General features: G+C 69.7%; 31 protein-coding genes and 4 tRNA genes. 13 read left to right on the top strand and 22 right to left on the bottom strand.

Translation table 11 applies throughout. The annotated features are described in order from the left end of the window. Window positions 1-49 precede the first annotated feature (49 nt). The 7 genes from CYL12_RS03700 to pdxS form a co-directional block, all read right to left on the bottom strand. Window positions 50-451, bottom strand: a complete 402-nt coding sequence (locus tag CYL12_RS03700) for a preprotein translocase subunit YajC (protein ID WP_353615394.1) — start codon at window positions 449-451, stop codon at window positions 50-52. A 72-nt stretch (window positions 452-523) separates the two neighbouring features. Next, the gene (gene ruvB, locus CYL12_RS03695; RefSeq protein WP_101845635.1) at window positions 524-1,549 is read right to left on the bottom strand and encodes a Holliday junction branch migration DNA helicase RuvB; all 1,026 of its coding nucleotides are present in this window, start codon (window positions 1,547-1,549) and stop codon (window positions 524-526) included. Continuing rightward, the gene (ruvA, locus tag CYL12_RS03690; protein WP_101845633.1) at window positions 1,542-2,162 is read right to left on the bottom strand and encodes a Holliday junction branch migration protein RuvA; all 621 of its coding nucleotides are present in this window, start codon (window positions 2,160-2,162) and stop codon (window positions 1,542-1,544) included. Before ruvA ends, ruvB begins: the two co-directional genes overlap by 8 nt. Window positions 2,163-2,171: 9 nt before the next feature. After that, window positions 2,172-2,756 (bottom strand): crossover junction endodeoxyribonuclease RuvC, encoded by a 585-nt coding sequence (ruvC, locus tag CYL12_RS03685; RefSeq protein WP_101845630.1) that lies wholly within the window; start codon window positions 2,754-2,756, stop codon window positions 2,172-2,174. Window positions 2,757-2,801: 45 nt separating this feature from the next. Next, on the bottom strand, window positions 2,802-3,563 hold the full coding sequence (locus tag CYL12_RS03680; RefSeq protein WP_060922277.1) for a YebC/PmpR family DNA-binding transcriptional regulator: 762 nt from the start codon (window positions 3,561-3,563) through the stop codon (window positions 2,802-2,804). Window positions 3,564-3,740: 177 nt separating this feature from the next. Continuing rightward, a complete protein-coding gene (gene pdxT, locus CYL12_RS03675; protein ID WP_101845628.1) occupies window positions 3,741-4,334 on the bottom strand; it encodes a pyridoxal 5'-phosphate synthase glutaminase subunit PdxT in 594 nt (197 codons plus the stop codon). Further along, window positions 4,324-5,217 (bottom strand): pyridoxal 5'-phosphate synthase lyase subunit PdxS, encoded by an 894-nt coding sequence (gene pdxS, locus CYL12_RS03670; protein ID WP_025103530.1) that lies wholly within the window; start codon window positions 5,215-5,217, stop codon window positions 4,324-4,326. Before pdxS ends, pdxT begins: the two co-directional genes overlap by 11 nt. An 89-nt stretch (window positions 5,218-5,306) precedes the next feature. Here pdxS and CYL12_RS03665 point away from each other — a divergent pair, with 89 nt between their 5' ends. After that, window positions 5,307-6,614 (top strand): aminotransferase class I/II-fold pyridoxal phosphate-dependent enzyme, encoded by a 1,308-nt coding sequence (locus CYL12_RS03665; protein WP_101845626.1) that lies wholly within the window; start codon window positions 5,307-5,309, stop codon window positions 6,612-6,614. Between the two features lie 46 nt (window positions 6,615-6,660). After that, the gene (pdxY, locus tag CYL12_RS03660; RefSeq protein ID WP_101845624.1) at window positions 6,661-7,512 is read left to right on the top strand and encodes a pyridoxal kinase PdxY; all 852 of its coding nucleotides are present in this window, start codon (window positions 6,661-6,663) and stop codon (window positions 7,510-7,512) included. 159 nt (window positions 7,513-7,671) lie between these two features. Here the strand turns inward: pdxY and CYL12_RS03655 are convergent, their stop codons facing one another. From CYL12_RS03655 to CYL12_RS03645, 3 genes are all read right to left on the bottom strand, one after another. Beyond that, window positions 7,672-8,226 carry an HIT family protein gene (locus tag CYL12_RS03655; protein WP_101845622.1) on the bottom strand — a complete coding sequence of 185 codons (555 nt, stop codon included), beginning with the start codon at window positions 8,224-8,226 and terminating at the stop codon, window positions 7,672-7,674. Further along, window positions 8,223-10,175: a threonine--tRNA ligase gene (gene thrS, locus CYL12_RS03650; protein ID WP_233486876.1), complete on the bottom strand. Its 1,953-nt coding sequence runs from the start codon at window positions 10,173-10,175 to the stop codon at window positions 8,223-8,225. The genes CYL12_RS03655 and thrS overlap by 4 nt, the downstream gene beginning before the upstream one ends. A gap of 121 nt (window positions 10,176-10,296) precedes the next feature. Beyond that, on the bottom strand, window positions 10,297-10,656 hold the full coding sequence (locus CYL12_RS03645; protein WP_101845618.1) for a YnfA family protein: 360 nt from the start codon (window positions 10,654-10,656) through the stop codon (window positions 10,297-10,299). A gap of 50 nt (window positions 10,657-10,706) precedes the next feature. On the opposite strand from CYL12_RS03645, the gene CYL12_RS03640 reads away from it, so the two are divergent. From CYL12_RS03640 to CYL12_RS03615, 6 genes are all read left to right on the top strand, one after another. Beyond that, window positions 10,707-11,084 carry a DoxX family protein gene (locus tag CYL12_RS03640; RefSeq protein WP_101845616.1) on the top strand — a complete coding sequence of 126 codons (378 nt, stop codon included), beginning with the start codon at window positions 10,707-10,709 and terminating at the stop codon, window positions 11,082-11,084. After that, window positions 11,081-12,430, top strand: a complete 1,350-nt coding sequence (locus CYL12_RS03635) for a cryptochrome/photolyase family protein (protein WP_101848656.1) — start codon at window positions 11,081-11,083, stop codon at window positions 12,428-12,430. The genes CYL12_RS03640 and CYL12_RS03635 overlap by 4 nt, the downstream gene beginning before the upstream one ends. A 51-nt stretch (window positions 12,431-12,481) precedes the next feature. Then, entirely contained in the window at window positions 12,482-13,087 is a 606-nt protein-coding gene (locus CYL12_RS03630) for a hypothetical protein (protein ID WP_101845614.1), read from the top strand. A gap of 111 nt (window positions 13,088-13,198) precedes the next feature. Continuing rightward, window positions 13,199-13,819 (top strand): copper resistance CopC family protein, encoded by a 621-nt coding sequence (locus tag CYL12_RS03625; RefSeq protein ID WP_233486829.1) that lies wholly within the window; start codon window positions 13,199-13,201, stop codon window positions 13,817-13,819. An 11-nt stretch (window positions 13,820-13,830) separates the two neighbouring features. Next, entirely contained in the window at window positions 13,831-14,361 is a 531-nt protein-coding gene (locus tag CYL12_RS03620) for a copper chaperone PCu(A)C (RefSeq protein WP_101845612.1), read from the top strand. Then, complete coding sequence (locus CYL12_RS03615) at window positions 14,361-15,587, top strand: Dyp-type peroxidase (RefSeq protein WP_101845610.1); 1,227 nt, start codon at window positions 14,361-14,363, stop codon at window positions 15,585-15,587. The genes CYL12_RS03620 and CYL12_RS03615 overlap by 1 nt, the downstream gene beginning before the upstream one ends. 10 nt (window positions 15,588-15,597) lie before the next feature. Here CYL12_RS03615 and CYL12_RS03610 read toward each other — a convergent pair whose 3' ends face one another. Both CYL12_RS03610 and CYL12_RS03605 read right to left on the bottom strand, forming a co-directional pair. Further along, complete coding sequence (locus CYL12_RS03610; protein ID WP_101845608.1) at window positions 15,598-16,350, bottom strand: MBL fold metallo-hydrolase; 753 nt, start codon at window positions 16,348-16,350, stop codon at window positions 15,598-15,600. Beyond that, entirely contained in the window at window positions 16,347-16,847 is a 501-nt protein-coding gene (locus CYL12_RS03605; RefSeq protein WP_233486828.1) for a DUF6098 family protein, read from the bottom strand. Before CYL12_RS03605 ends, CYL12_RS03610 begins: the two co-directional genes overlap by 4 nt. 186 nt (window positions 16,848-17,033) lie before the next feature. Between CYL12_RS03605 and CYL12_RS03600 the strand changes: the two genes are divergently transcribed. After that, a complete protein-coding gene (locus CYL12_RS03600; RefSeq protein ID WP_101845606.1) occupies window positions 17,034-17,507 on the top strand; it encodes a DUF4383 domain-containing protein in 474 nt (157 codons plus the stop codon). A 91-nt stretch (window positions 17,508-17,598) separates the two neighbouring features. Here the strand turns inward: CYL12_RS03600 and CYL12_RS03595 are convergent, their stop codons facing one another. The 4 genes from CYL12_RS03595 to CYL12_RS03580 form a co-directional block, all read right to left on the bottom strand. Continuing rightward, entirely contained in the window at window positions 17,599-17,919 is a 321-nt protein-coding gene (locus CYL12_RS03595) for a hypothetical protein (protein ID WP_233486827.1), read from the bottom strand. Between the two features lie 143 nt (window positions 17,920-18,062). Beyond that, a tRNA-Val gene (locus CYL12_RS03590) sits at window positions 18,063-18,137 on the bottom strand. A gap of 27 nt (window positions 18,138-18,164) precedes the next feature. Continuing rightward, window positions 18,165-18,235: transfer RNA gene (locus CYL12_RS03585), tRNA-Cys, on the bottom strand. A gap of 52 nt (window positions 18,236-18,287) precedes the next feature. After that, window positions 18,288-18,360, bottom strand: a tRNA-Gly gene (locus CYL12_RS03580). Window positions 18,361-18,511: 151 nt separating this feature from the next. Between CYL12_RS03580 and CYL12_RS03575 the strand changes: the two genes are divergently transcribed. Continuing rightward, a tRNA-Val gene (locus CYL12_RS03575) sits at window positions 18,512-18,584 on the top strand. Window positions 18,585-18,638: 54 nt separating this feature from the next. Here CYL12_RS03575 and CYL12_RS03570 read toward each other — a convergent pair. Both CYL12_RS03570 and CYL12_RS03565 read right to left on the bottom strand, forming a co-directional pair. Beyond that, entirely contained in the window at window positions 18,639-20,300 is a 1,662-nt protein-coding gene (locus tag CYL12_RS03570; RefSeq protein WP_101845602.1) for an alpha-amylase family protein, read from the bottom strand. Continuing rightward, window positions 20,297-21,262 carry a TIGR03885 family FMN-dependent LLM class oxidoreductase gene (locus tag CYL12_RS03565; RefSeq protein ID WP_101845600.1) on the bottom strand — a complete coding sequence of 322 codons (966 nt, stop codon included), beginning with the start codon at window positions 21,260-21,262 and terminating at the stop codon, window positions 20,297-20,299. Before CYL12_RS03565 ends, CYL12_RS03570 begins: the two co-directional genes overlap by 4 nt. Before the next feature lie 103 nt (window positions 21,263-21,365). On the opposite strand from CYL12_RS03565, the gene CYL12_RS03560 reads away from it, so the two are divergent. Both CYL12_RS03560 and CYL12_RS17095 read left to right on the top strand, forming a co-directional pair. Then, entirely contained in the window at window positions 21,366-21,791 is a 426-nt protein-coding gene (locus CYL12_RS03560) for a GIY-YIG nuclease family protein (RefSeq protein WP_101845598.1), read from the top strand. A gap of 112 nt (window positions 21,792-21,903) precedes the next feature. Beyond that, the gene (locus CYL12_RS17095; protein ID WP_158297091.1) at window positions 21,904-22,077 is read left to right on the top strand and encodes a hypothetical protein; all 174 of its coding nucleotides are present in this window, start codon (window positions 21,904-21,906) and stop codon (window positions 22,075-22,077) included. Window positions 22,078-22,138: 61 nt separating this feature from the next. On the opposite strand, the gene CYL12_RS03555 is transcribed toward CYL12_RS17095, so the two are convergent. The 4 genes from CYL12_RS03555 to zapE form a co-directional block, all read right to left on the bottom strand. Beyond that, window positions 22,139-22,525, bottom strand: coding sequence for an SPW repeat domain-containing protein (locus CYL12_RS03555; protein ID WP_101845596.1), 387 nt, complete (start codon window positions 22,523-22,525; stop codon window positions 22,139-22,141). 83 nt (window positions 22,526-22,608) lie between these two features. Continuing rightward, complete coding sequence (locus CYL12_RS03550; RefSeq protein ID WP_199399183.1) at window positions 22,609-23,202, bottom strand: type II toxin-antitoxin system PemK/MazF family toxin; 594 nt, start codon at window positions 23,200-23,202, stop codon at window positions 22,609-22,611. A gap of 19 nt (window positions 23,203-23,221) precedes the next feature. Then, window positions 23,222-24,460 carry an ammonium transporter gene (locus CYL12_RS03545; protein WP_101845594.1) on the bottom strand — a complete coding sequence of 413 codons (1,239 nt, stop codon included), beginning with the start codon at window positions 24,458-24,460 and terminating at the stop codon, window positions 23,222-23,224. A gap of 134 nt (window positions 24,461-24,594) precedes the next feature. Beyond that, a complete protein-coding gene (gene zapE / locus CYL12_RS03540; RefSeq protein WP_101845592.1) occupies window positions 24,595-25,632 on the bottom strand; it encodes a cell division protein ZapE in 1,038 nt (345 codons plus the stop codon). A gap of 144 nt (window positions 25,633-25,776) precedes the next feature. On the opposite strand from zapE, the gene CYL12_RS03535 reads away from it, so the two are divergent. Then, window positions 25,777-26,670, top strand: a complete 894-nt coding sequence (locus CYL12_RS03535) for a sulfurtransferase (protein WP_101845590.1) — start codon at window positions 25,777-25,779, stop codon at window positions 26,668-26,670. Window positions 26,671-26,682: the final 12 nt, after the last annotated feature.

Below are 26,682 nucleotides of genomic sequence, written 5' to 3'. Positions count from 1 at the left end.
TCAGCTTTCTGGAAGGACGGTGATCCGGGAGGCCGCGACGGCCTTCGTCTTACTTGTCGTCGGCGTCCCGCTCGAGGCGGGCGCGAGTCTCCTCCGGCGTCTCCACCGCGGGCGCGGCGGTCTCATCGACGATGTGGTCGTCCACGCCGTCGACGGGCGCGTCGACGATAGCGTCCTTGGGCTCCACGATGCGGAGGATCGCCTGGCTGTGCACCTCGATGACGGTGCCGGGCGCGATCTCCACCAGGGCCGGCGAGTCGAGGTCGTCGGCGTCGTAGGCGACGATCGTGCCGTAGATGCCGCCCTGAAGCAGGACCTTGGCACCGGGGACCGTCTTGGTCGCCTTCTCCTCCTGCTCGGCCTTCATCTGCCGGGTGCGCTTGCGCGTGTTGAAGATCATGAAGATCAGGAGGACGGCGAGGAGTCCGAAGAGGACAAATTCCATGGGCATGGGGATGGCGCCTTTCTCAGGTGCACGCACCAGCCTTTGGGCGCACAGCGGTATCCGGGAAGTCTTCAGCGATTATAGGTCATCCAACTTCAGCATCCCGTCCGGGTGAGCCACGCCGAGGTGGGCGTAGGCCTCCGGCGTCGCGACCCGCCCGCGGGGAGTGCGACCGAGGAAGCCGATCCGGACGAGGTACGGCTCGACCACGCTCTCGACGGTCTCCGGCTCCTCTCCTACCGCCACCGCGAGGGTGCTCAAGCCCACCGGGCCGCCGCGGAACCGCCGGACCAGGGCATCGAGCACCGCACGATCCAGACGGTCCAGTCCGATCGCATCCACGTCGTAGAGGTCGAGCGCCGCCTGGACGCCGGTCAGAGTCGCCTCACCGCCGCCGTGCACGAGCGCGTAGTCACGCACGCGCCGCAGCAACCGGTTCGCGATGCGCGGCGTGCCGCGGGACCGTCGGGCGATCTCGGAGAGTGAGTCGGTCGGGAGATCGACGCCGAGCACGCTGGCCGAGCGTCCGATGACCTGCTCCAGCTCGCCCTCGTCGTAGAACTCGAGGTGCCCGGTGAAGCCGAACCTGTCACGGAGCGGGTTCGGGAGCAGACCGGAACGCGTGGTCGCACCGACGAGGGTGAACGGGGAGAGCTCCAACGGGATGCTGGTCGCCCCTGCCCCCTTCCCGACCATGATGTCGATCCGGTAGTCCTCCATGGCGAGGTACAGCATCTCCTCCGCCGACCGGGCCATGCGATGGATCTCGTCGATGAAGAGGACCTCGCCGGGGACGAGGCTCGACAGCAGGGCGGCCAGGTCTCCGGCGTGCTGGATCGCGGGGCCGCTGGACATGCGAAGGGGACGATCGCTCTCATGGGCGACGATCATCGCCAGCGTCGTCTTGCCCAGTCCGGGAGGACCGGCGAGCAGGATGTGGTCTGCCGGGCGGGACTGGATGCGAGCCGCCTCCAGGAGGAGCTGCAGCTGTCCGCGCACCTTCTGCTGTCCGACGAACTCGCCGAGGCTCGATGGCCGGAGAGCGCCCTCGATGGCGAGTTCGGACTCGTCGGTCGGCTCGGTCGGATCGAGGGCGTCAGCCACGGCTCTGGCCTCCCTGCGCCGGACCGAGCAGCGCCAGCGTGCGTCGCAGAAGCGCCGCCACCGAGGCGCGCTCGGCGTCGGTGGCCTCCGTCGCCGTCTGCGTCGCCGCCTCGGCCGCGACCTTCTCCGACCATCCGAGCCCCACCAGGGCCACCGTGACCTGAGAGACCACGTCGGCGCCTCCCGATGCAGTAGGCGCCGACGGCGCGGCGACCGCCTGCACCTTGCCGGCGAGCTGCACGACGATGAGCTTGGCGGTCTTGGGCCCGATGCCGGACACGCGGCGGAAGGGCGCGTCGTCCTCCGCGGTCACCGCCTCCGCGATCTGGTCGGCGGTGAGGTGGGAAAGCACGCCGAGCGCCGACTTCGGGCCGACCCCGGTGACGCTGAGCAGGAGGCTGAAGATCTCCAGCTCGCCGCGATCGGCGAAGCCGAACAGGGACAGCGAGTCCTCGCGCACGATCAGGCTCGTGTGCAGCAGGAGCTTCTCCCCCACCGTGGCGGTGTGGGCGACGTCTGCGGGGACCGCCACGGCGAATCCGACACCGCCGACGTCGATGATGACCTGGTCCGGCGTCGTGTGCAGCACGGTGCCGTGCAGAGAGGAGATCATCCCGTCAGTCTAGGAGCCGGATCGTAGATATGTTCGAGCGACACGCTCCGCGTCGGCCCACGCGCGCTGCGCGGGTGTGAGACCACCACCCGCACGGCTCGACACCGGGGCACCGCGGCGCCAGGCGTGGCAGAGGGCGATCGCCAGGGCGTCGGCGGCATCGGCCGGCTGCGGAGGCGCGTCCAGCCGCAGGATCCGGGCGATCATCGCCTGGACCTGGCGCTTGTCGGCGGAGCCGTACCCCGTCACCGCGGCCTTGACCTCGCTCGGCGTGTGGGTCGCCGCAGGAAGGCCGGCCTCGGCGGCGATCAGGAGCGCGACCCCACTCGCCTGCGCGGTACCCATCACGGTGTGCGTGTTCTGCTGCGCGAACACCCGCTCGACCGCGACCGCATCGGGGCGGTGCTCGGCGATCGCGGCGCGGATGCCGGCGGCGACGAGGGCGAGACGATCGCCGATCTCCGCGTCCGGCGCCGATCGGATCACGCCGACGTGGACGAGCGTGCCGCGGCGGGCGCGATCGACGTCGACGATGCCCACACCGCACCGGGTGAGTCCGGGGTCGATGCCGAGCACACGCAGCGAAGTGGTCACCCGATCAGGCTAAGCCGCTCGCCCCGTCGTCGGCTCACGCCGCGCCTAGGCGTCGTCGTTCTCGAGCTCGGCCTGGACCTCGGCGGACAGGTCGAAGTTGCTGAAGACGTTCTGGACATCCTCGCTGTCCTCGAGCGCGTCGATGAGGCGGAACACCTTGCGGGCGGTCTCGGCGTCGATCTCGACCTTGAGGTTCGGCACGAATTCGACGTCGGCCGACTCGTACTCGATCCCGGCGTCCTGCAGCGCGGAGCGGACGGCCACGAGGTCGCTCGCCTCGGTGATGACCTCGAAGCCCTCGGCGTGCGGCTCGATCTCCTCCGCCCCGGCCTCCAGCGCCGCCATCATGACGTCGTCCTCGGTGGTCCCCTCGGAGCCGACCACGATGACGCCCTTGCGGCTGAAGTTGTACGCCACGCTGCCCGGGTCGGCGAGGGTGCCGCCGTTCCGGCTGAGCGCGGTGCGCACCTCGGCCGCGGCGCGGTTCTTGTTGTCGGTCAGACACTCGATCATCAGCGCCACACCGTTGGGTCCGTAGCCCTCGTACATGATTGAGGTGTACTCCACGGCCTCGCCGCCGATACCGGCGCCGCGCTTGATCGCGCGGTCGATGTTGTCCTTCGGGACCGAGGTCTTCTTCGCCTTGAGCACCGCGTCGAAGAGCGTCGGGTTGCCCTGCAGGTCGGCGCCGCCCAGCTTGGCCGCGACCTCGATGTTCTTGATGAGCTTGGCCCAGGACTTCGCACGGCGCGCGTCGATGACGGCCTTCTTGTGCTTGGTCGTGGCCCACTTGGAATGCCCGGACATAAGTCTCCGCTCGTCGTCTGCGCCCCGGAACGCCGCCCAGGGCGTCGTCCAGTCTATCGAACCGTGCCGAAGCGCCGCGCTGGCCCCTGTCTCGGACACAGACCATCACGCGAGAACAGGCGCCCACCTGCGGGGGCGCCTGTTTTCGCGGGGGTGCCTGAACTCACGCTCGCGCAGTCAGCCCCGGGCGGACACGCGGTCGAGGAAGCGCCGGTGGAACCGCGTCTCGCTCGAGATCTCCGGATGGAAGCTGAGCCCGAGCAGTCCGTCCTGCTCGACAGCGACCACACGGCCGTCGGACAGCGTTGCGAGCACCGAGGCCCGCGCTCCCACCGCCTCCACGACCGGCCCGCGGATGAAGGCCGCCGTCACCGGCTCGTCGAACGCGGGCACCGTCACCTCCGCCTCGAACGACTCGGCCTGGCGTCCGAAGGCGTTGCGCCGCACGACCGCGTCGAGCCCGCCGAAGCTCTGCTGTCCCTCGATCGCATCGACGACCTCGTCGGCCAGAAGAATGAGCCCCGCACAGGTGCCGAGCACCGGCATCCCGTCGGCGATCGCTTCGCGGATCGGCTCCTGCAGCCCGAACAGCCGGGCCAGCTTGTCGATCACAGTCGATTCGCCACCAGGGAGTACGAGTCCGTCGACCTGCGCGAGCTCTTCGGGTCGACGGACCAGCGTGACCTCGGCCCCGAGCGCCTCGAGCAGGTCGGCGTGCTCGCGCACGTCGCCCTGCAGCGCGAGCACGCCGACGCGCGGACTACCAGCCACGCTCGGCGAGGCGGTGCGGCGCGGGCAGGTCGCTGACGTTGATGCCGACCATCGCCTCGCCCAGCCCGCGGGAGACCTCGGCGATCACCTTCGGATCGTCGAAGAACGTGGTGGCCTTGACGATGGCCTTCGCCCGCTCGGCGGGGTTGCCGGACTTGAAGATGCCGGAGCCGACGAAGACGCCGTCGGCGCCGAGCTGCATCATCATCGCCGCATCGGCCGGAGTCGCGACGCCACCGGCGACGAAGAGCACCACGGGGAGCTTCCCGGTCTCGGCGATCTCTGCGACGAGCTCGTACGGTGCCTGCAGCTCCTTCGCGGCGACGAACAGCTCGTCCTTGGGCAGCGCGGTCAGCGCGGCGATCTCTCCCCGGATCTTCCGGATGTGCTTCATCGCCTCGGAGACGTCACCCGTGCCGGCCTCGCCCTTGGAGCGGATCATCGCGGCACCCTCGTTGATGCGGCGCAGCGCCTCCCCCAGGTTCGTGGCTCCGCAGACGAACGGCACGGTGAAGCCGAACTTGTCGATGTGGTTCACGTAGTCGGCAGGCGAGAGCACCTCGGACTCATCGATGTAGTCGACGCCGAGCTCCTGCAGCACCTGCGCTTCGACGAAGTGTCCGATGCGCGCCTTCGCCATGACGGGGATCGACACCGCGTCGATGATGCTGTCGATCATGTCCGGGTCGCTCATCCGCGATACTCCGCCCTGCGCTCGGATGTCCGCGGGGACCCGCTCCAACGCCATCACGGCGACGGCGCCGGCGTCCTCGGCGATCTTTGCCTGCTCAGCGGTGACGACGTCCATGATGACGCCCCCCTTGAGCATCTCGGCGAGACCGCGCTTCACGCGTGCGGATCCGGTGGTGGGCTGCTCGGTCATGGGGGTCTCCTGTCGGATGATCCGAAATCGGTTTTGATCTAGATCAAAAGTAGCACTGTCCGATCCACTTAGAATCTCGGAGGAGGATCATGAGCGAGCAGATCAGGGGAACCACCGCGGCGGAGATCGCGGACAGCGTGCGCGCCCTCCGAGACCGCGGCGCGCTCCGGCCCGGCGAGGTCCTTCCGCCCGTGCGCGAGCTCGCGGCGACCCTCGGGGTCAACCGCAACACCGCGGTCGCCGCCTACCGGCAACTCGCACAAGCGGGTCTCGTGCACTCGCGGGGCCGCGCGGGCACGGTGGTCGCCGGTGCGGACGCCGTGCCCCAGGAGGGGTACGCAGCCGATACCGTCCTCCGAGACATCGGCACCGGCAACCCTGACCCGGCACGGATCCCCGACCCGTCGCAGGCGCTCGGCACGATCGGTCGTCGTCCCGTGCTCTACGGGGAGCCGGTGATCGATCGCGGTCTCGAGGCGTGGGCACGGGAGTGGATGGGCGCCGACCTCCCCGGTCACGACTTCCGGGTCACCGTGACCAGCGGTGCGGTGGATGCCGTCGAGCGCCTGCTCGCGCAGGCGCTCATGCGTGATGACGCCGTGGCGCTCGAGGACCCCTGCTTCCTCGCAAGCATCCACACCGTGCGGCTGGGCGGCTATCGGGCCATCACGGTGCCGGTGGACGAGGAGGGGATGACGGTCGACGGTCTCCGCGCCGCTCTGGACGCGGGCGTCCGCGCCGTGATCTGCACCCCGCGCGCACAGAATCCGACGGGGGTGAGCCTCTCCCCCGCCCGCGCGGAGGCGCTGCGGGGCGTGCTCGCCGACCACCCCTACGTGCTCGTCATCGAGGACGACCACTTCTCTCTGCTCTCCCAGCGTCCCTACGAATCGCTGATCGGACCCGAGCACCGGCGATTCGCCCTGGTCCGCTCGGTGTCGAAGTTCCTCGGCCCTGACATGTGCCTCGCGCTCGCGGCGACCGACTCGGAGACGGCGGAGCGCCTGGCGATGCGGCTCAGCCCCGGTACCACGTGGGTCAGTCACCTGCTGCAGCGCCTCACGCTCGCCCAGCTCACCGACCAAGACGTCCGCGAGGAGATCGCGGAGGCGGGCCGGCACTACGCCGCGCGGAACGCCGCGTTCGCGGCACGCCTGCGTGCCGAGGGGATCGATGCCCCCGATCCGGACGGTCTGAGCCTGTGGGTCGGCTTCGAGAAGCCGGCGCGCACCATCGCCGACCACCTCATGCGCCGCGGCTGGCTCGCTCGCACCGGAGACGACTTCGCGCTCGACGAGCGCGCCGAGCCGTCGCACCATCTCCGCCTCACCGTGCACGGCCTCTCCGAGGCTGACACGGAGACCCTCATCGCCGACCTCGTCGCCGCCGGACGATGACCACCCGACGCGGGCACCGCCCCGCCCAGAATGAAAGGGACCGGGTATGAAGATCCTGTCCATCCAGTCCGCCGTCGCATACGGTCACGTCGGCAACTCCGCGGCCGTCTTCCCGCTCCAACGCATCGGCGTGGAGGTCCTGCCGGTCTACACGGTGACGTTCTCGAACCACACCGGGTACGGCGCCTGGCGCGGCCCGCTGATCGATCCGGCCGACGTCGGCGAGGTGATCACCGGCATCGAGGAACGCGGCGTCTTCGGCTCCATCGACGCCGTGCTCAGCGGCTACCAGGGCAGCGAGGGCATCGGCGACGTCATCATCGACGCGGTCGCCAGGGTGAAGGCCGCCAACCCCGATGCGCTGTACGCGTGCGACCCGGTCATGGGCAACGCCAAGTCCGGCTGCTTCGTGGCTCCGGCCATCCCGATCCTGCTCCGCGAACGCGTGGTTCCCGTGGCCGACATCATCACGCCGAATCAGTTCGAGCTCGGCTTCCTCACCGAGACCGAGCCCGACACGCTCGAGTCGACCCTCGCCTCGGTCGACCTCGCACGGGCGATGGGGCCGCGCACGGTGCTCGTCACGAGCGTCGAGCGGCCCGACCGTGAAGAGGACACGATCGAGATGCTCGCCGTGGACGACGCGGGCGCCTGGCTCGTACAGACCCCGCACCTGCCGATGAAGGCCAACGGCTCCGGCGACGTTACGGCGGCGCTGTTCACCGCGCACTACATCGACACCGGCAGCGCGCAGACCGCTCTGGAGCGCACCGCCTCCAGCGTCTACGACCTGCTGCAGGCCACGCTCGACTCGGGCGAGCGCGAGCTGCAGCTCGTCGAGGCGCAGGAGTTCTACGCGAACCCGCGAATGCAGTTCACCGCCCGCCAGGTGCGCTGACCCCTTCACGATCCTGGGTCCCTGAGCCTGTCGAAGGGCCCGAACTGGGTCCCTGAGCCTGCCGAAGGGCCCGAACTGGGTCCCTGAGCCTGTCGAAGGGCCGCGACGCTTCGACAGGCTCAGCGACCCACTCCGTGACTCGGCGACCCGCGCGTTGGCTCAGCGCTCGGGAGTGGGCCAGGCCTCGGCGACGGCCTCCCGCACCTCACCGAGGAGCTGCGGGAGCGCCTTCGTCTTGGCGATGATCGGGAAGAAGTTCGCATCCGAGCGCCACCGCGGCACCACGTGCTGGTGCAGATGCGCGTCCACGCCCGCTCCGGCCACCGCCCCCTGGTTCATCCCGAGGTTGAAGCCGTCGCAGCCGGAGACCTCGCGGAGCACGCGCATCGCGGTCTGCGTGAGCGCGCCGATCTCCGCGACCTCCTCGGGCGAGGCCTGGTCGTAGGTGGCGATATGCCGGTACGGGCACACGAGCAGGTGCCCCGAGTTGTACGGGAAGAGGTTCAGCAGCACGTAGGCGGTCTCCCCGCGCGCCACGATGAGCCGCTCGGCGTCCGGGTACTTCGGCGCCTCGCAGAACGGGCACTCCTCGCGTAGCGGTTCCGGCCCGGCCTGGATGTACGCCATCCGATGCGGGGTCCACAGCCGCTGGAACTCGTCGGGGACCCCGACGAGACGGGAGGCGTCCTCCAGGTCCGCCTCACCGCCCGTCATGCGAGATCCCCTGCCTTCAGCACGAGCGCGTGCGAGGCGATGGCGGCGCTGATCCGGCGCACCGCGTCGGCGACCGGCACGCCGTTCTCCTGCGTGCCGTCACGGAAGCGGAACGACACCGTCCCTGCGGCGCGATCCTGCTCCCCCACGATGAGGATCAGTGGGACCTTCGCGGTGGTGTGATTCCGGATCTTCTTCTGCATCCGGTCGTCGGAGTGATCGACGTCCGCGCGGACACCCGCCGCTCGGAGCTGCGCGATGACGTCGTCCAGGTAGTCGCCGTACTGCTCCGCCACGGGCACACCCACGACCTGGCTCGGCGCGAGCCAGAGCGGGAAGTCGCCGGCGTAGTGCTCGAGGAGGATCGCGAAGAAGCGCTCGACGGAGCCGAGGAGCGCCCGGTGGATCATCACGGGCCGGTGCTTCTGTCCGTCGGGACCGGTGTACTCCAGCTCGAAGCGGTCGGGCTGGTTGAAGTCGAGCTGGATGGTCGACATCTGCCAGGTGCGCCCGATGGCATCGCGGGCCTGCACCGAGATCTTCGGGCCGTAGAAGGCGGCGCCGCCCGGGTCGGCCACGAGCTCGAGACCGGACTCGATCGCGACCTCGCGCAGCGTGTCGATCGCCGTCGACCACTGCTCGGGCTCGCCGAGGAACTTCGGGTTGCCCTCCTCGTTGGTCGAGAGCTCGAGGTAGAAGTCGTTGAGGCCGTAGTCGCGGAGCAGGTCGAGGACGAGGTTCAGGTTGGTGGTGAGCTCCTCCTTCACCTGGTCCTGAGCGACATAGATGTGCGCGTCGTCCTGGGTCAGACCGCGCACGCGGGTCAGTCCCGAGAGTGTGCCGCTCTTCTCGTAGCGGTACACCGTGCCGAACTCGGCCAGACGCAGCGGCAACTCCCGGTAGGAGCGCCCGCGCGAACGGAAGATGAGGTTGTGGAACGGGCAGTTCATCGGCTTCAGGTAGTAGTCCTGGCCCTGCCGGGTGACGTTGCCCTCGTCGTCGACGACCTCGTCGAGGTGCATCGGGGGGAACATGCCATCCGCATAGGTCTGCAGGTGCCCCGACGTCATGAAGAGATCCTTCTTCGTGATGTGCGGGCTGCTTACGAGGTCGTAGCCGTTGCGCAGCAGGTGCTTGCGCAGGTTCTCCTCGATCTCGTAGCGGATGATGCCGCCCTTGGGGTGGAACACCGCCAGACCCGAGCCGATCTCGTCCGGGAAGGAGAAGAGGTCCATCTCGGCGCCGAGCTTGCGGTGGTCGCGACGCTCGGCCTCGGCGATGCGCTCCTGGTAAGCGCGCAGCTCGTCCTTCGTCGGCCAGGCCGTGCCGTAGATGCGCTGGAGCTGCGGGTTCTTCTCGCTCCCCCGCCAGTACGCGGCGGCGATGCGGGTGAGGTCCCAGCCGTTGCCGATCATGCGAGTGTTGGGCAGGTGCGGACCGCGGCAGAGGTCCTTCCAGACGACCTCGCCGTCGCGGGTGGTGTTGTCGTAGATCGTGAGCTCGCCCTCGCCCACCTCGACGGAGGCCCCCTCGGCGATCTCGGCGGCCCCCTGGGTTCCTGAGCCTGTCGACGGGCCCTTGAGCCCGATGAGCTCGAGCTTGAACGGCTCGTCCGCGAGTTCCGCACGAGCCTCCTCGTCCGTCACGACGCGACGGACGAAGCGCTGGCCCTCGCGGACGATGCGCTGCATCTCCTTGGAGATCGCCTTGATGTCCTCCGGCGTGAACGGGGTGTCGACGCCGAAGTCGTAGTAGAAGCCGTCCGTGATGGGCGGACCGATGCCGAGGTTCGCCTGCGGGTTGATCCGCTGTACCGCCTGGGCGAGCACGTGCGCGGTCGAGTGACGCAGGATGTTCAGGCCGTCGGGGCTGTCGATCGTGACGGGCTCGACATCGTCGGTCTCGGTGACCGTCGCAGCGAGGTCCTTGAGGACGCCGCCGACGCGCATGGCGACGACGTTTCGGTCAGAGAACAGGGCAAAGCCGTCGGTCGGCTGGGCGTTTTCAGGCACTGATCACTCCATCTGGGTCTGGATCTAGGCTACTCGTCCGCTCGCAGGTCGCCGACCGTCACGCGGCGGTCTCCGACAGCGAATCCGCGGCCGCCGGCGCGAAGATGATGATCGCCGCCCCGGCCAGCGCCACCACGGAGCCGATCACGTCCCACGAGGTGGGGCGGAATCCGTCGACGATGACACCCCAGGCGAGGGAGCCGGCGATGAAGATGCCGCCGTACGCGGCCAGGACGCGGCCGAAGTTCGCGTCCGGCTGGAGAGCCGCGATGAATCCGTAGGCGCCGAGCGCCATGACCCCGAGGACCGCGAACATCCAGCCTCTGTCCTCCTTCACCGCCTGCCAGATGAGCCAGGCGCCGCCGATCTCGGCGACGGCGGCGAGCAGGAAGAGGACGGTGATGCGCAGCACGGTCATCGCCTCAGTGTGACAGCCGCGGCGTCCGACGGGGACGGTAGCGTGGGCGCATGACACGGACGATCGCCCGCTGGCTCCTCGCTCTCGCCCTCGGCGCGATGGGCGTGCTGCACTTCACGCAGACACGAGGGTTCCGCGTCGTCGTGCCCGACTGGGCGACACGGTTCACCCGGATGGAGAAGGACGCGATCGTCCTGGCATCGGGGGCGACCGAGGTCGCGCTCGCCGCGGGATTGATCGCGCTGCCGCGCCCGCGCCGGAAGATCGGGTGGGCGACGGCGGGCTTCTTCGCCGCGGTCTTCCCCGGCAACTGGCATCAGTGGCGCACCGGGCGATCGACGCCAGGGCTCGACACGGACAGGCGACGGTTCGGGCGCCTCTTCCTGCAACCCCTGCTGGTCGCCTGGGCCCTGTGGGCGACGCGATGACCTCGCCCTCGATCGTCTGGTTCCGCGACGACCTCCGACTCGCCGACAATCCCGCGCTGCGCGCCGCCGTCGACCGCGATGAGCCGGTCATCGCGCTCTTCGTCCTGGATGAGCAGTCCCCCGGCGTCCGCCCGCTGGGCGGCGCGGCGCGCTGGTGGCTGCACCACTCCCTGGCTTCGCTCGCCGATCGGCTGAGGGAGAAAGGCGCGACGCTGGTCCTGCGGCGCGGACCCGCCGACCGCGTCGTCCGGGAGCTGGTCGCCGAATCGGGCGCGGGAGCGGTGTTCTGGAACCGCCGCTATGGCGGCGCCGGGCGTGGGATCGATGCCGGGCTGAAGACCGCGCTGCGTGACGAAGGTCTTGAGGTGACGTCCTTCGCGGGGTCGCTCCTGCACGAGCCGTGGACGGTGACCACCGGAAGCGGCACGCACTATTCCGTCTTCACGCCCTTCTGGCGGGCCTGCCTGGCGCTCCCGGCCCCTCGTGCCCCGCTTCCGGAGCCGCGCGAGCTTCACGGCACGCGTACGCGGCTCTCCTCCGATCCGCTCGACGACTGGCGACTGCTTCCCACCGCCCCGGACTGGGCGGGTGGGCTCCGCGACACCTGGGAACCCGGGGAGCCCGCCGCGCGCCGCCGGCTGCAGGACTTCCTCACCGAAGACCTCGGCACGTACGATCGCGCGCGCGACTCGCCCGCTGCCGGCGCCACCTCGCGGCTGTCCCCCCGTCTGCGCTGGGGCGAGCTCAGCCCGTTCACCGTGTGGCACGAAGCGGTCGAGGTCGACGGGGCCGGCGGTTTCCTCTCGGAGCTCGGGTGGCGCGAGTTCGCCTGGCACACGCTTTTCCACTTCCCCGAGCTCGCGACGAAGAACCTGCGGGCGGAGTTCGACGCGTTCCCCTGGCCTCCGCTGGATCCCGCACGTCTGGACCTCTGGCAGCACGGCGAGACCGGTGTCCCCCTCGTCGACGCCGGCATGCGCGAGCTCTGGCACACCGGCTACATGCACAACCGGGTGCGGATGGTCACCGCGTCGTTCCTCGTCAAGAACCTCCTCATCGACTGGCGGCTCGGCGAGGAGTGGTTCTGGGACACACTGGTGGACGCCGATGATGCGAACAACCCGTTCAACTGGCAGTGGGTCGCCGGTTCCGGGGCCGACGCCGCCCCGTACTTCCGCGTCTTCAACCCGGAACTGCAGGCCAAGAAGTTCGACAGCGAGGGGACGTACATCGGCCGCTGGGCGGCGGATGCCCCGACCGAGCCGATCGTCGACCTCGGCGAGACCCGGAAGGCAGCGCTCGCCGCCTACGACGTCGTGAAGCGCTCGGGGGCGCGAAGGGACTGACGCGCGGGCCGGTCCGACGCGTGCTGAACGGCGCATGGCAGACTGGGGACCGTGAGCCCGTCCCGCAAGCCCGCCGTCGTGCGGGGCTTCGCGACCTCGTCGCTCGCGATCTTCGTCGCGCTGGCCGGCCACGTGACCGGCGGCGGCGAGATGCCGGGCCCCCTGGGCATCCTCGTGCCCTGGGTGTTCGCCTTCATGGCGAGCGTGCTCCTCGCCGGACGCCGACTCTCCCTCACCCGGCTCACCCTCTCGGTGGCTGTCAGCCAATTCCTCTTCCACGCACTGTTCGTCCTCGGAACGGTCTCGCCATCTGGTGTGACGATCCCGCATGTGCACGGCGCTCCGCTCGTACTTCCCGCCGCCGACAGCGGGGCGGTCGTCGTGACGGCGGATGCCTCGATGTGGATCGGGCATGCCCTCGCCGCCCTGCTCACGGTGACGGCGCTGCACCGGGGCGAGCGCCTGCTCTTCGCCCTTCGCGAGCTCGCTGTTCATCTCGTCCGCTGGGTGCGTCGCCGCGCGGACGTGGTGCTCTCTCCGCGCTCTGCCGCCTGCTCCCTTCGCCTCACGGGCTTCCTCGACGTCCGGGCGGCCCGCGACCTCCGGTTCCTCGCCCCGCTTCACGGGCGGGCCCCGCCCTCTCTCCCCGCGCTCTGATCCGCGCCCCGCGGCCTCCGGCCGTGCGGTGCGTCCTCGCGCTGTCCGCTGTGACGCGCGTCCGAACGCAGGTACCCACGTCGCTCGACGACGTCTGAGAGAGGCTCTTCCATGTCCCCTGTCCGCAGATTCGCGGCCGGGGCGGTGCTGGCGGCTGTCGCGATCCTCGCGACGGCAGCGCCGGCGACCGCCCACGACCAGCTCCTCGAGAGCAGCCCCGCCGAGGGGGAACGTCTCGACGCGCCGCCGGGGAGCGTCACGATGACGTTCTCCGGCGAACTCCTCGTCCTCGACGAATCGACGGCCGGGGCCGTCGTCCTCGTGGTCGACGCGGATGGCGAGGACTGGGCGACGGGCGACGTGGAGGTGCGCGGCCGCAACGTCACCGCCGCGCTCACACCGGACATGCCGGAGGGCGGGTACCAGGTCCGCTGGCAGGTCGTCTCCGAAGACGGGCATCCGATCGCGGGGGTCATCCCGTTCGCGATCGGGGACGCCGCCCCGCTGGAGTCGACCGGGAGCGCGGAGGCGACCGCCTCCGCCGTGCCGGACGCTCCGACCGCATCGGATCAGAACGCAGACGGGACGGGCGGTCCGACCCGGATCCTGCTCGTCGGCGGGGCGGGAGCGGCTCTCGCCGTCGTCGTCTTCGCCGTCCTCCTCGTCCTTCGCCGCCGCCGCGCGGCCGCCGTGCCGCCGGACTCCGGCGACGACATGGCAGAGAACTCCTGAAAGGCATCACCATGAACACTCGCACTTCCCTCCCCCGCCTCGGGGCGACGATCGCCCTCTCGCTCGTCGCCCTCACCGGGTGCACGGCCCCGGCCGCCGAGCCGCCGGCCGCCGCTCCCGCCGGCGAAGCTCTCCGGATCGACGACGCCTGGGTCAAGTCGGCCGACGAAGGTATGACGGCGGCCTTCGGGATGCTCCGCAACGAGGGCGACGGGGACGTGACGGTGACCTCGGTCGCCTCCGCCGCCTCGCCCATGATCGAGCTGCACGAGACCGTGGAGAACGAGGCCGGCGAAATGGTCATGCGCGAGATCGCCGGGGGCTTCGTCGTCCCCGCGGGTGGCGGTCTCGCCCTGGAGCCCGGAGGAAACCACATCATGATGATGGATCTCGCCGAGCCGCTACGCGCCGGTGACGAGGTCGCCTTCACCGTCACCCTGTCGGACAACTCCACGTTCGACTTCACGGCGCCGGTGAAGGACTACTCCGGCGCGAACGAGAACTACGACGATGCCGACGACCACGAGGGCATGGACCACTGATGTCCGCGCGCGTCTCGGGCGCGCGCACCGGCCGCAGCGGCTCGACCCGGCGGCAGTTCCTCCTCGGAGGGGCTGTCGCCGGCGTCGGAGCCGCCGTCGCGGTCGGGGCGGACCTCGCCCTCTCTCGCGGGGATGCGGAGGCTCTCCAGCCCGCCGCACCGCTCAACGGCACCCTCACCGTTCCGTTCCACGGCATCCATCAGGCGGGCATCGACACCGCAGCCCAGGCGCACGGCTCGTTCGTGGCGCTGGACCTCCGTCCGGAGATCGACCGTGAGGGGCTCCGCCGACTCCTGCGGATCCTCACGGACGACGCGGCGAGACTCACCCAGGGGCGCTCGGCGCTCGCGGATTCCGAGCCGGAGCGCGCGCTGTCGCCGGCGCGGTTGACGGTCACGTTCGGCTTCGGCCCCGGGCTCGTGGCCCGAGCCGGCGGCGACGCCCCCTCCTGGCTCGCCCCCTTGCCCGCCTTCCGGGTGGACCGCCTGCAGCCGGAGTTCTCCGACGGCGACCTGCTCCTGCAGATCGCCGCGGACGATCCCCTCACGGCCGCGCATGCGCAGCGCATGCTCCTGAAGGACGCGCGCGGGTTCGCGACCGTCCGGTGGATCCAGCAGGGCTTCCGCCGTGCGCACGGGACCGAGCGCGCGGGGACCACCATGCGCAACCTCTTCGGCCAGGTCGACGGCACGAGCAATCCGCAGCCGGGTACCGATGACTTCGAGCGCGTGGTCTGGAGCGATGACGGATGGCTGGCCGGAGGCACCGGGATGGTCCTGCGGCGTATCCGCATGGACCTCGACGCCTGGGATCGCCTGGATCGCGGGGGTCGCGAGGCCTCGGTGGGGCGGACACTCCGCGACGGCGCACCGCTCACCGGGACGTCGGAGTTCGACGAGCCCGACTTCGACGCGACGACGGCCATCGGCTTCCCCGTCATCCCGGCCTTCGCGCACATCCGGCGCGCGCGCGGCGATGGGACCGAGCGCATCTTCCGCCGGGCGTACAACTACGACGAGCGCCCGGGCGGGAGTGCGATCTCGGAATCGGGCCTCCTTTTCGTCGCCTTCCAAGCGGACGTCGCGCGCCAGTTCGTCCCCATGCAGCAACGGCTCGACGAGCTCGACCTGCTCAACGAGTGGACCGTCCCGATCGGATCCGCCGTGTTCGCCGTGCCTCCGGGCTGCGCGGAAGGCGGCTACATCGGGGAGACGCTGCTCGACTGAGGCGGTGGAGTCAGTGGGGTCCGCGTCGTCGTGCGGCGGCGACCGCGGGCCCCACGCCGTCGAGCACCGCGGCCCCGTGCCCGGGGAGGACGACGCGTGCGGCGGTCTCGGCCAGCGTGTCCAGCGAGTCCATGGCCTCGGCGGTATCGGCCGTCGCCGCCCGCGCCACGATCTGCGGCCCGGTCTCGCCGGTGTACGGGTCGAGCGTCACCAGGGCGTCACCGGCGATGAGGACGCCGGCGGTCTCGAAGAAGTACGCGCAGTGCCCCGCCGTGTGCCCCGGGGTCCACAGGGCGAGCGGCGTGCCAGGCGCATCGATCGGATGCCCGTGCGTGACCCGCGGCTGCGCCTCCACACCGCGGACGTTCAGCGCTCCGGCGAGAACCATCCGGGTGATGGTGGGGATGCCCCTCGGATGACTCAGCACGTAAGGCACGCGCGGCGTGGCCGGACGGTAGCGATACGGGTGACGTGCGAGCTCCGCATCGCGGGGGTGGACGAACACCGAGACGCCCTCCTCGCGGAGTCCACGGGCCACGCCCACGTGATCGAAATGCCCATGCGTCAGGACGACGGCGTCGATATCGGCGGCCTCCGCCCCCAGGTGGTCGAGGAGGTCGAGGAGCACTCCCCTGCTGCGCGGCAGGCCCGCGTCGAACAACGTCAACCCGTCCGCGGTCTGCACGAGGTAGCAGTTCACGTCTGCCACCCCGATGCAGAAGAAGCCCGGCACGACCTCGACCCACTCCCCTGCTCTGCTCATGCCCTCTCCTCCTCGTCGTCGGCGGGCCCGCGGCCCGCGTCGAAGTTCCGCTCGTACCGCTCTCGCGCCTCGATCAGCAGCTGCTCGCCGATGACGGCGACGGGTTCCACATCTCGCAGCAGGGGTTCGCAGTCGGGTCCTCGCCCGCAGTGTTCGCCGCGGAGGATCCAGGCGATGCGCTGCGGATCCTTCTCCGCGAGGTGGCGGTACTGGCACAGCTGACGGGCGAGCCAATCCTCCAGCGGACGCGTCCACCAGCGTTCGGCGTCCAGCGGGTTGACGGACAGACCGGGAAGCTCGAGACCGCTCTCCGTGTCGACACTCGAACGGCGGGCGTCCGCATCCGGGCCCTCCGAGTAGCGGACGTGCAGGCCGGGGCACGCGCGGACGACGGCGGCGAGTTGTGCCAGGTGGTCGATCCGACGCAGGCCGGTCGCCGGGTCCCGACCGGCAGTCGAGGCGGGATCGCCGGTGCGATCGAGAGCGGCGTCGGTCATGGCCAGAGCGTAAGAAGCGGGTCCCGCGCCCCCGAGGGGATTGACAATCCGCGCTTCCGCTACATCATCGCGCGGCTGTCACACCCGCGCGAAAGTACCGTTCGGTTCTCGAAACGTCAATGCCCTCTCAGCCCGCACACAGGAAGACCTACCGTCAGGCAACCGCATCACACCTTGGAGGGGATCATGAGCGACACCACCCGTACCACCCGCTATGCCGCCACACCGATCCAGAAGACGGCGCTGATCGTCGGCATCGTCTTCCTCATCGTCGGCATCGCCGGGTTCATCCCCGGCCTCACCCACTCGGCCGAGCACCTCCACGGAGCGGGGGCCGCCTCCGAGGCCCTGCTCCTCGGCATCTTCCAGGTTTCCGTGCTGCACAACATCGTGCACCTCCTGTTCGCCGTCGCGGGCATCGCGCTCGCCGCCTCACCGCGCGCTTCCCGCCTGTACCTCATCATCGGCGGACTCGCGTACCTCGTGGTCTGGCTGTACGGCCTCATCGCGGTCGGCAACGAGCAGCTGAACTTCCTGCCCGTGAACAACGCCGACAACTGGCTGCACCTCGGCCTGGCGATCGGCATGGTGCTCCTCGGCATCTTCGTGAGTCGCGAGCCGCGCGTGCCGCAGAACGGCGCCGGCACCGCGCGCGTCTGAGCCGCAGCGGCACCGTCGAAACGCCCCGTCCGTGAAACTGCGGACGGGGCGTTTCCCTGTGGACACACACCGGGCATCCACCCCGATCCCCTCAGCCGTCCACGGGTTGCACGGCGTTTCCCCACACCCAGCAACGGTACGTGCGTTCGCCGGCACGGAACTCGATGCCCGCCGCGAGCGGAGTGGAACGGACCACCTTCGCCTCGACGCGGATCGCCTCCGGGCCGAAACGCACCCAGGCCCGCACCCGGCGCTGGAGAGCATGGGGGTAGATCGTGACCGCGGATTCCCGCAGGGCGAGCTCTCGATCCGACAGCGTCTGCAGGGTCCCCCGGCGCGCGGCCGCTTCGATCGCCTGGTGTTGCGACCGCATGTCGTTGTACGCGGAGAGTGCACGACCTGAGTTCCCCACACCGGCTCCTTCCTCCGGCCACGTCCAGGATACCGATATTCGAACACACCTTCGAATCGGATCGGTGCGAGTGGCCGCAGAGGCACTCGGCGGGAGGAAGGCTGCGGAGGCAGCAAAAAACCCCCGGAAATCCGGGGGTTTCGTGGTGCGCGATACTGGGATCGAACCAGTGACCTCTTCCGTGTCAGGGAAGCGCGCTACCGCTGCGCCAATCGCGCCCGTTGGGGCTATTCAGTTTTCCCGTGAGGTGGCGACGGGATTCGAACCCGTGTAAACGGCTTTGCAGGCCGGTGCCTAGCCGCTCGGCCACGCCACCGTGTGGATTGACCCCACGTGCCGCCGATCTTCGAGAAGACCTACTGCACTCGAGCGGATGACGAGACTCGAACTCGCGACCCCAACCTTGGCAAGGTTGTGCGCTACCAACTGCGCTACATCCGCATTTCGTTCCCGGTTGTCCCGGGTACTTATGAAACATTAGCCGATGATCCGCGCTCCGCCAAACCCGTGGCGAATCTCGCGCGTGTCTCCCGGACTGGTCATCGAGGCGTCCGCCGGTCGGGTAGTATCGGTTGACGTACCCCACGGGTATGGGCGATTGGCGCAGTTGGTAGCGCGCTTCCTTCACACGGAAGAGGTCATCGGTTCGAGTCCGGTATCGCCCACCGACTCCCGCCGAAGGCCCCGGACATCCGGGGCCTTCGGCGTTTTCCGTGCGGTCAGAGAATCCTGCCGTCCCCCGGCCGGGAGACGCGCAACCAGCGGTAGCCGTAGGCCGGGAGCTCCAGTTCCACCAGGCCGTCGTCGGCGAGGGGAACGCGCTGCGCGTCGAGGAGATCCACGAGCGTCGTCCCCGCCGGCTCCTCCAGTCGGAAGCGAGTCGTCGCGGGCCGTTCGGCAAAGTTGTGGAGGGCGATGGTCCGTCCGACATCGGCCTCCAGCGAATGCACGAGCAGGGCTTCCTCCGGCTGCGCGATCACCGTGAACGTGCCCCACCCGAGCTCGGGAGACACCCGGTAGCGCGCGGTCAGGTCGCGGATGAAGTGCAGCAATGATCCCCGGTCCTCGAGCTGCGCGGCCGCGTTCACGTGCGCCGGCGCGTAACCGTCCGTGGGAAGCGGCGCCACCAGACGCGAGGGGCGGGCGTCGGAGAACCCGCCGTTGCGGTCCGCCGACCACTGCATCGGCGTCCGTACGGCCTGCCGCCCCTCGATGGCGATGTTCTCGCCCATGCCGATCTCCTCGCCGTAGAAGAGCACGGGCGTGCCCGGCAGGGTGAAGAGCAGGCTGTACGCCATCCGGACCCGCCGGGGGTCGCCCTCCAGCATCGGCGGTAGCCGTCGGGTGATCCCGCGCCCGAACACCCGCTGCCGCTCGTCGGGGGCGAAGGCGTCGAACACCTCCTGCCGCTCGGCGTCGGAGAGCTTGTCGAGGGTGAGCTCGTCGTGGTTGCGGAGGAAGTTCGCCCACTGCACTTCGGGGCCCAGGGCAGGGCGAGCGGTGAGCGCGGCGACGAGCGGCGCGGGATCACGACGCGCGAGCGACAGATACAGCGACTGCATCCCGACGAAGTCGAACTGCATCGTGAGTTCATCGCCGTCCGCGCCGCCGAAGTACGCCCGCTGCTCCTCATACGGCAGGTTGACCTCTCCGAGGAGGATCGCCTCGCTGGAGCGGCGCTGCAGGAAGCGCCGCATGTCGCGGAGCAGCTCGTGCGGGTCGGCCAGATCAGCCGTCTTCGGGATCTCGAGGAGGAAGGGCACCGCATCGACCCGGAAACCCGAGATGCCGAGCTGCAGCCAGAAACCGATCACCTTCGCGAGCTCGTCCCGGACGACGGGGTTGGCGATGTTCAGGTCGGGCTGATGCTCGTAGAAACTGTGTTGGTACCACTGCCCCGACTTCTCGTCCTTGGTCCAGATGCCATCGGCCTGACCGGGGAACACCGTGTTCTTCTGGCCTTTCGGCGGCGGATCGTCCCGCCAGACGTAGTAGTCGCGGTAGGGCGAGTCCACGCTGCGGAGCGCGGCACGGAACCACGGATGACGATCGGAGGTGTGGTTGACGACGAGATCGACGATGACGCGCATGCCGCGATCGCGGGCCGTCCGGATCACCTCGACGAGGTCGCCGTGAGTGCCCAGGCGGGGATCGACGCCGTAGAAGTCACTGACGTCATACCCGTCGTCGAGGTCCGGCGACGGGTAGAACGGCATGAGCCACAGGCACGTCACGCCGAGCTGCGACAGGTAGTCGATCCGCTGTGCGAGACCTCGGAGGTCGCCGACGCCATCGCCGTCCGCATCGAGGAAGGTCTCCACGTCGAGGCAGTAGACGACGGCTGTCTTCCACCAGAGGTCGCTCGTGTCGGTGATCTTCATACGAGCTCCCTCATCGCGGGCAGGATCTCGGACGCCGCCGCTTTCAGGAACCCGGTCTGCTCCCGTCCGACGTGATGCAGATAGACGCGGTCGAACCCGATGTCCACGAGCTCCGCCACCCGACCGGCGAGCGACCGGGCGTCATGATCGACGACGACGACGGCCCGGAGTGCCGTCTCATCGACCTCGCCGACGGCGGCATCGAAATCCTCCGGCTGTTCGATGTTCCACGCGAGCGGAGGCGTCACGATGCCCTGCCGCCACTGCTCCTTCGCGATCGCGAACGCCTCCGCATCGCTGGCACCCCAGCTCACGTGCGTCTGCAGGATGCAGGGCCCCGTTCCCCCGGCCGAGCGGTAGGCCTCCACGACGCGCCGGAGCACCGACGGCTCCTGGGCCACGGTCGCCAGCCCATCCGCCCACCCGGCAGCCCACTCGGCGGTCTCCGGACTCACGGCCGTCGCGAAGAGCGGCGGGGGCTGCGTCGGACGGCTCCAGACACGGGCCTGATGCACCCGGATCAGCCCGTCGTGGTCGACCTCCTCGCCGGCCAGCAGCCGACGGATGACATCCACACTCTCCCGCAGCCGGGCGTTGCGGACGTCTTTCGCCGGCCACGGGTCGCCGGTCACATGCTCGTTCATGGCCTCGCCGCTACCGAGAGCCGCCCAGAATCGCCCGGGGAACATCTCCTCCAGGGTCCCGAAGGCCTGGGCGACGACAGCCGGATGGTAGCGCTGCCCCGGGGCGTTGACCATGCCGATCGGGAAGCGGGTGCGCGCCAGCGCCGCGGCGATCCAGCTGAACGCGAACCCGGACTCCCCCTGTTCAGGCAGCCACGGGGCGAGGTGATCGGAGCACATGGCTCCGTCGAAGCCGGCCCACTCCGCACTGATGACCGCCTCCAAGAGGGCGCTCGGCGGGATCTGCTCGTGGGAGGCGTGGAAACCGATGAAGACCATAGGCCGAGTCTGGCAAGGGACGATGCCCGGCGGCAGTGGTTGACAGAAGCGTCGGGTGCTGGCAGGTGCGGCCGATGTCCGGGGGCGGACGTAGGCTGCTCCGGTGCCGAAACCCCGTCTTCTCCCCGGACCCTGCTCCCTCTGCGGGAGCCTCTCCGGGACGCGAGCGGACGACGCCTGGCACTGCGCGCTCTGCGGCTGGCGCTTCGGGGACTCTCCCGACCCCGACCTCCCGTTCCCGCGGATCGACGTCGTCTACTACCTCCGCTATGACCGGAGAGTGAAGATCGGCACGAGCCGGCAGCCGCGGCGCCGCCTCGCGAGCATCCGCCACGACGAACTCCTCGCCTTCGAACGGGGCGACCGCGTGCGGGAACAGCAGCGGCACCGCGAGTTCGCCTCCGCCCGCGAAGGCGGTGAGTGGTTCACGCTGACCCCCGAGATCCGCGCCCACATCGCGGTGCTGCAGCAGGATGGCGACCCCTGGCATCAGTATGCGCGCTGGCTCAGCGATGCGCTCCGAGGGTGAACACACCTATCACTGCGCACAGGATCGCACCAGGGGATCCCGCTCCGCACCGACGGCAGGCAGACTGCCGTGTGAACGGGCGCACCCGGCGCCCCGCGTGAGAGGACCGGACATGAACGGACGAGAGAACATCCCCGCCGACGACGTCAGCGCGCAGGATCCGCTCGCCGGAGACGGGAGCGGCGACCCGAACAGCGACCGCCAGTTCCTCCAGGATCTGCCTCCCGCCCAGGTCGACACCGAGCAGCAGCAGGAGCATCAAACGGACGCCGACGCCGAGGAGTGATCCACGGGGACGACGAGGGGCGACCGGATCACCATCCGGTCGCCCCTCGTCGTGTCCGGCGTCAGGCAATCGCGGGGCGTCCGCGGGTGCTCTGCGGCTGCGGCTGGGAGAACAGCACGACGACGATGACGGCGGCACCGACGACGACGTGCGGGAGCCAGACGTTCAGCGCCTCGTCCGCGAAGCCGAACAGCCACGGCGACAGGGCGAGGAAGAGGCTCGCGACGATGTCGAAGACGAGGTGCACGGGCATGGGGATCAGACCGAACGGACCCCACTCGTACTTCGTGAAGAGGCTGTAGACGATGAGGCCGACGCCGAGGACGATCGGGATGACGACGGGGGCTCCGCCCACGCCGGCGAAGCCGAAGAGCCAGGGCGCGGCGATCAGAGCGATTCCGACGACGTAGTCGAGAACTCCATGGACCTTGGTCGGGATGAAACGCATGATTCCTCCTTGGGTGCCGCCGGCGGCGACTCATGACAAGGTTCGGAGCCCTGCCCCCATCGGATGGGAACGCGGCATCCGCCTCAGCTCTGCGCCCACCCGTATCGCCGCTGGAGCGCCGCGGCGACCCGGGCGTACCGGGTACGGTCCAGGGCCGCTGCCTCCCGGCGGAGACCACGCTCGTGGACGCTGTAGAGCTGTTCGATGTCGACCCAGGACTCGCGGCCCTGCCCGTCCCACTCCCCGCTCCCGATCGAGAGGTAGTCGCGGTCGCCGTCGTGCGGCCGGCTGGTCATCCGCACCGCGTACACCCGTTCGGAGGACTGCCGTCCGATCACCAGCACCGGTCGGTCCTTGCCTCGGCCGTCGTTCTCCTCGTACGGCACCCAGGTCCAGACGACCTCGCCCGCATCCGGGGCCCCGTCCCGCTGCGGCGCATAGGACACGCGGACGGCCGGCATGCGCCCGGCGTCGAGCCGCACGGTCTCGGTGCCGCGGGCGCGTCCCGGCTCGACGCCGGCATCCGATGCCGACCGCCGCGCGCGCTCCTCGGCCGTCCGCAGACGCGCATCAGGGCGTCGCGGACCGGGTGAGGTCCGCGACGCCCGGGGGGAGCTCACTGCTCGACGCAGGAGATCCGCGAGTGTCTTCAGGATGCCGTTGCTGGTCGTGCCCACACGGTCACCCTAACCGTCGTCACGCGTTCGCGAGAGCGTAGCCCTCCTCGCCGTGGACGACCTGGTCGACACCGGCGATCTCGTCCTCGTTCGTGATGCGGAACCCGATCGTCTTCTGGATCACGAAGCCGATCACCCAGGCCACCACGAAGGAGTAGATCAGCACGCCCGCGGCGGCGATCACCTGGACGGCGAGCTGGCGGGCGTCGCCGCCGACGAACAGGCCGGTGCCGGTGGCGAAGAAGCCGAGGTACACGGTGCCGATGAGACCGCCGACGAGGTGGATGCCGACCACGTCGAGCGAGTCGTCGAAGCCCAGGCGGAACTTCAGTTCCACGGCGAGAGCGCAGACGACGCCGGCCACCGCGCCGAGCAGAAGCGACCAGCCCGGGGTGAGGTTGGCGCACGCCGGGGTGATCGCGACGAGACCCGCCACCGCGCCGGAGGCAGCGCCGACCGAGGTGGGCTTGCCGTCCTTGATGCGCTCGATGAGGATCCAGCCGAGGATCGCCGCCGCGGTCGCACCGAGCGTGTTCAGACCGATGAGGCCCACGCCGCCCATGTCCTCGGCGAGCCACTCCGCACCGGCGTTGAAGCCGAACCAGCCGAACCACAGCAGCGCGGCACCCAGGAGGGTCAGCGGCACGTTGTGCGGCTTCAGGATGCCCTTCTGGAAACCGATGCGCTTGCCGAGCACGAGGGCGAGGGCCAGCGCCGCGGCACCCGCGTTGATGTGCACGGCCGTGCCGCCCGCATAGTCGATCACGCCGATGCCGCTGTCCTCGCCGAACAGGGTCGTGCCGAGGTTCATGATCCAACCGCCGCCCCAGACCCAGGCCGCGACCGGGAAGTAGCCGACCGTGGCGAAGACGCCGGCGAAGATCAGCCAGCTGCCGAACTTCGCCCGATCGGCGATCGCGCCGGAGATCAGGGCGACGGTGATGATCGCGAAGGTGGCGCCGTACGCGACGCTGAGCAGGGCGACGTTCGAGCCCTCACCCGAGGCGAGGCTGGACAGCCCGATGTCCGCGAACGGGTTGCCCGCGAAGGCCGTGGGGCTGTCGACGGCGCTCATGGAGAAGCCGAAGAGAATCCACAGCACGGCGACGAGTCCGATCGAGCCGAAGCTCATCATCATCATGCTGACGACGCTCTTCGCCTTGACGAGACCGCCGTAGAAGAAGGCGACGCCGGGCGTCATGAGCAGCACCAGTGCCGTCGCGGTGATCGCCCACGAGATGTTGCCGGGAGCATCCATAGGAAAACCTCACATCCGAAGTAATTGAGAGCTTCAGTGTGACCACGGGCGATTTCGCCCATGCGTGAGGTTTGTTTCCTCGCTGTTACAGCACCGCTCCGGGTGTGAACATCGCGTTACACCGGACTACGGGCTTACGCAGAATGCGTGAGCGCGTTGAGCCGGGAGATGGCGCGCAGGTACTTCTTGCGGTAGCCGCCGGCGAGCATCTCGTCGGAGAACACGGCGTCGAGGCCGAGGCCCGTGGCGAGGATCGGGATCTGCGCGTCGTAGACCCGGTCGACGAACGCCACGAAGCGCAGGGCTTCCGACTGATCCGTGAGCTGCCGAACGCCCCGGAGGCCCACGCGGTGCAGCCCGTCGATGAGCCTGATGTAGCGCGAGGGGTGCACCTGGGCGAGATGCCGGATGAGGTCGTCGAACGCATCGTCCGACACAGCGCCGTCCGCCGCGGCCGCCTCGACCGCCGCGTCGTACGCCGCGTCTTCCAGCGCGACGGCGTGGCCGTCGATCGCCCGCTGCCGGAAGTCGACGCCGTCGATGCGCAGGGTCTGGAAGCTGTCCGACATCGCGTGGATCTCGCGCAGGAAGTCCTGCGCGGCGAACCGCCCCTCGCCGAGCGCGTTCGGCGGGGTGTTCGAGGTCGCCGCGAGCCGGGTGCCGGTCGGCACGAGCTCTCCCAGCAGCCGGGTCATGACCATCGTGTCGCCCGGATCGTCCAGCTCGAACTCGTCGATGCAGAGCAGATCGGCACCCTTGAGGAGATCCACGGTGTTCTTGTACCCGAGGGCGCCGACGAGGGCGGTGTACTCGATGAACGAACCGAAGTACTTCCGTCGCGCGGGCATCGCGTGGTAGATCGACGCGAGCAGATGGGTCTTGCCCACGCCGAAGCCGCCGTCGAGGTAGACGCCGGGCTTCAGTTCCGGCTCCTTCTTCGCCCGACTGAACAGACCGCCCCGCTTGACGGGAGCACCGCGTCCGGCGAAACGCAGCAGCGTCTGCTTCGCCTCCTCCTGCGACGGGTAGGCGGGGTCCGCCCGGTAGCTGTCGAACGTGGCGTCGTCGAACTGCGGCGGCGGCACCAGGCTCGCGAGCATCTCAGGTCCGCTGACCGTCGGCGTGCGATCGGTCAGGTGGACGGTTCCGGTACGGGTGGTCGGGTCGGTCATCACGGTCCTGAATCAGGCAACGGCCTGTGTCGAAGTCTTACGGATCGGGTCCCGGGGGCGCGGGGAGGATCTATCGTCGAAGGGACGGATCCACACTACGCCGTCCGCACCGCCCGCTCGCCCGCTCACCGCTCCGGAGACCCCATGGCCATCGAGTTCGACTCCTCCTCCCCCAAGTTCGCCGAGTACGCCGAGCCCGGCCGCCTGGTGACGACCGAGTGGCTCGCCGCCCACCTCGGAGAGCCGGGTCTCGTGGTCGTCGAGTCCGACGAGGACGTCCTCCTCTACGAGACGGGCCACATCCCCGGAGCAGTGAAGGTGGACTGGCACACCGAGCTGAACGACCCGGTCGTGCGTGATTACGTCGACGGCGAGGGCTTCGCCGAGCTGCTGAGCCGCAAGGGCATCGCCCGCGACGACACGGTCGTCATCTACGGCGACAAGAACAACTGGTGGGCCGCCTACGCACTGTGGGTGTTCTCGCTCTTCGGCCACGAGGACGTGCGCCTCCTCGACGGCGGTCGTGACCGCTGGATCGCGGAGGGCCGACAGCTGACCCGCGAGGCGACGAACCGTCCCGCCACGGAGTACCCGGTGGTGGAGCGCGACGACTCGGCCATCCGTGCCTACAAGGAGGACGTGCTCGCCCACCTCGGCAACCCGCTCATCGACGTGCGCTCACCGGAGGAGTACAGCGGCGAGCGGACCACCGCTCCCGCCTACCCGGAGGAGGGAACGCTGCGGGCCGGCCACATCCCCACCGCGCAGAGCGTGCCGTGGGCGAAGGCCGTCGCCGAGGACGGCGGCTTCAAGAGCCGTGCGGAACTCGACGCCATCTACCGCGACGGCGCCGGGCTGCAGGACGGCGACGACGTCGTGGCCTACTGCCGCATCGGGGAGCGCTCGAGCCACACCTGGTTCGTGCTCAAGCACCTCCTCGGCTTCGAGAACGTCCGCAACTACGACGGCTCGTGGACGGAGTGGGGCAGCGCGGTGCGCGTCCCGATCGTGACGGGCACGGAGCCCGGGACCGTCTGAGGTGGGAGAATG

The sequence above is a fragment of the Zhihengliuella sp. ISTPL4 genome (assembly GCF_002848265.1).
GTDB lineage: Bacteria > Actinomycetota > Actinomycetes > Actinomycetales > Microbacteriaceae > Microbacterium.
Note: the sequence above shows the minus strand (reverse complement) of the source record. Positions and strands in the feature narration are given on the sequence as shown.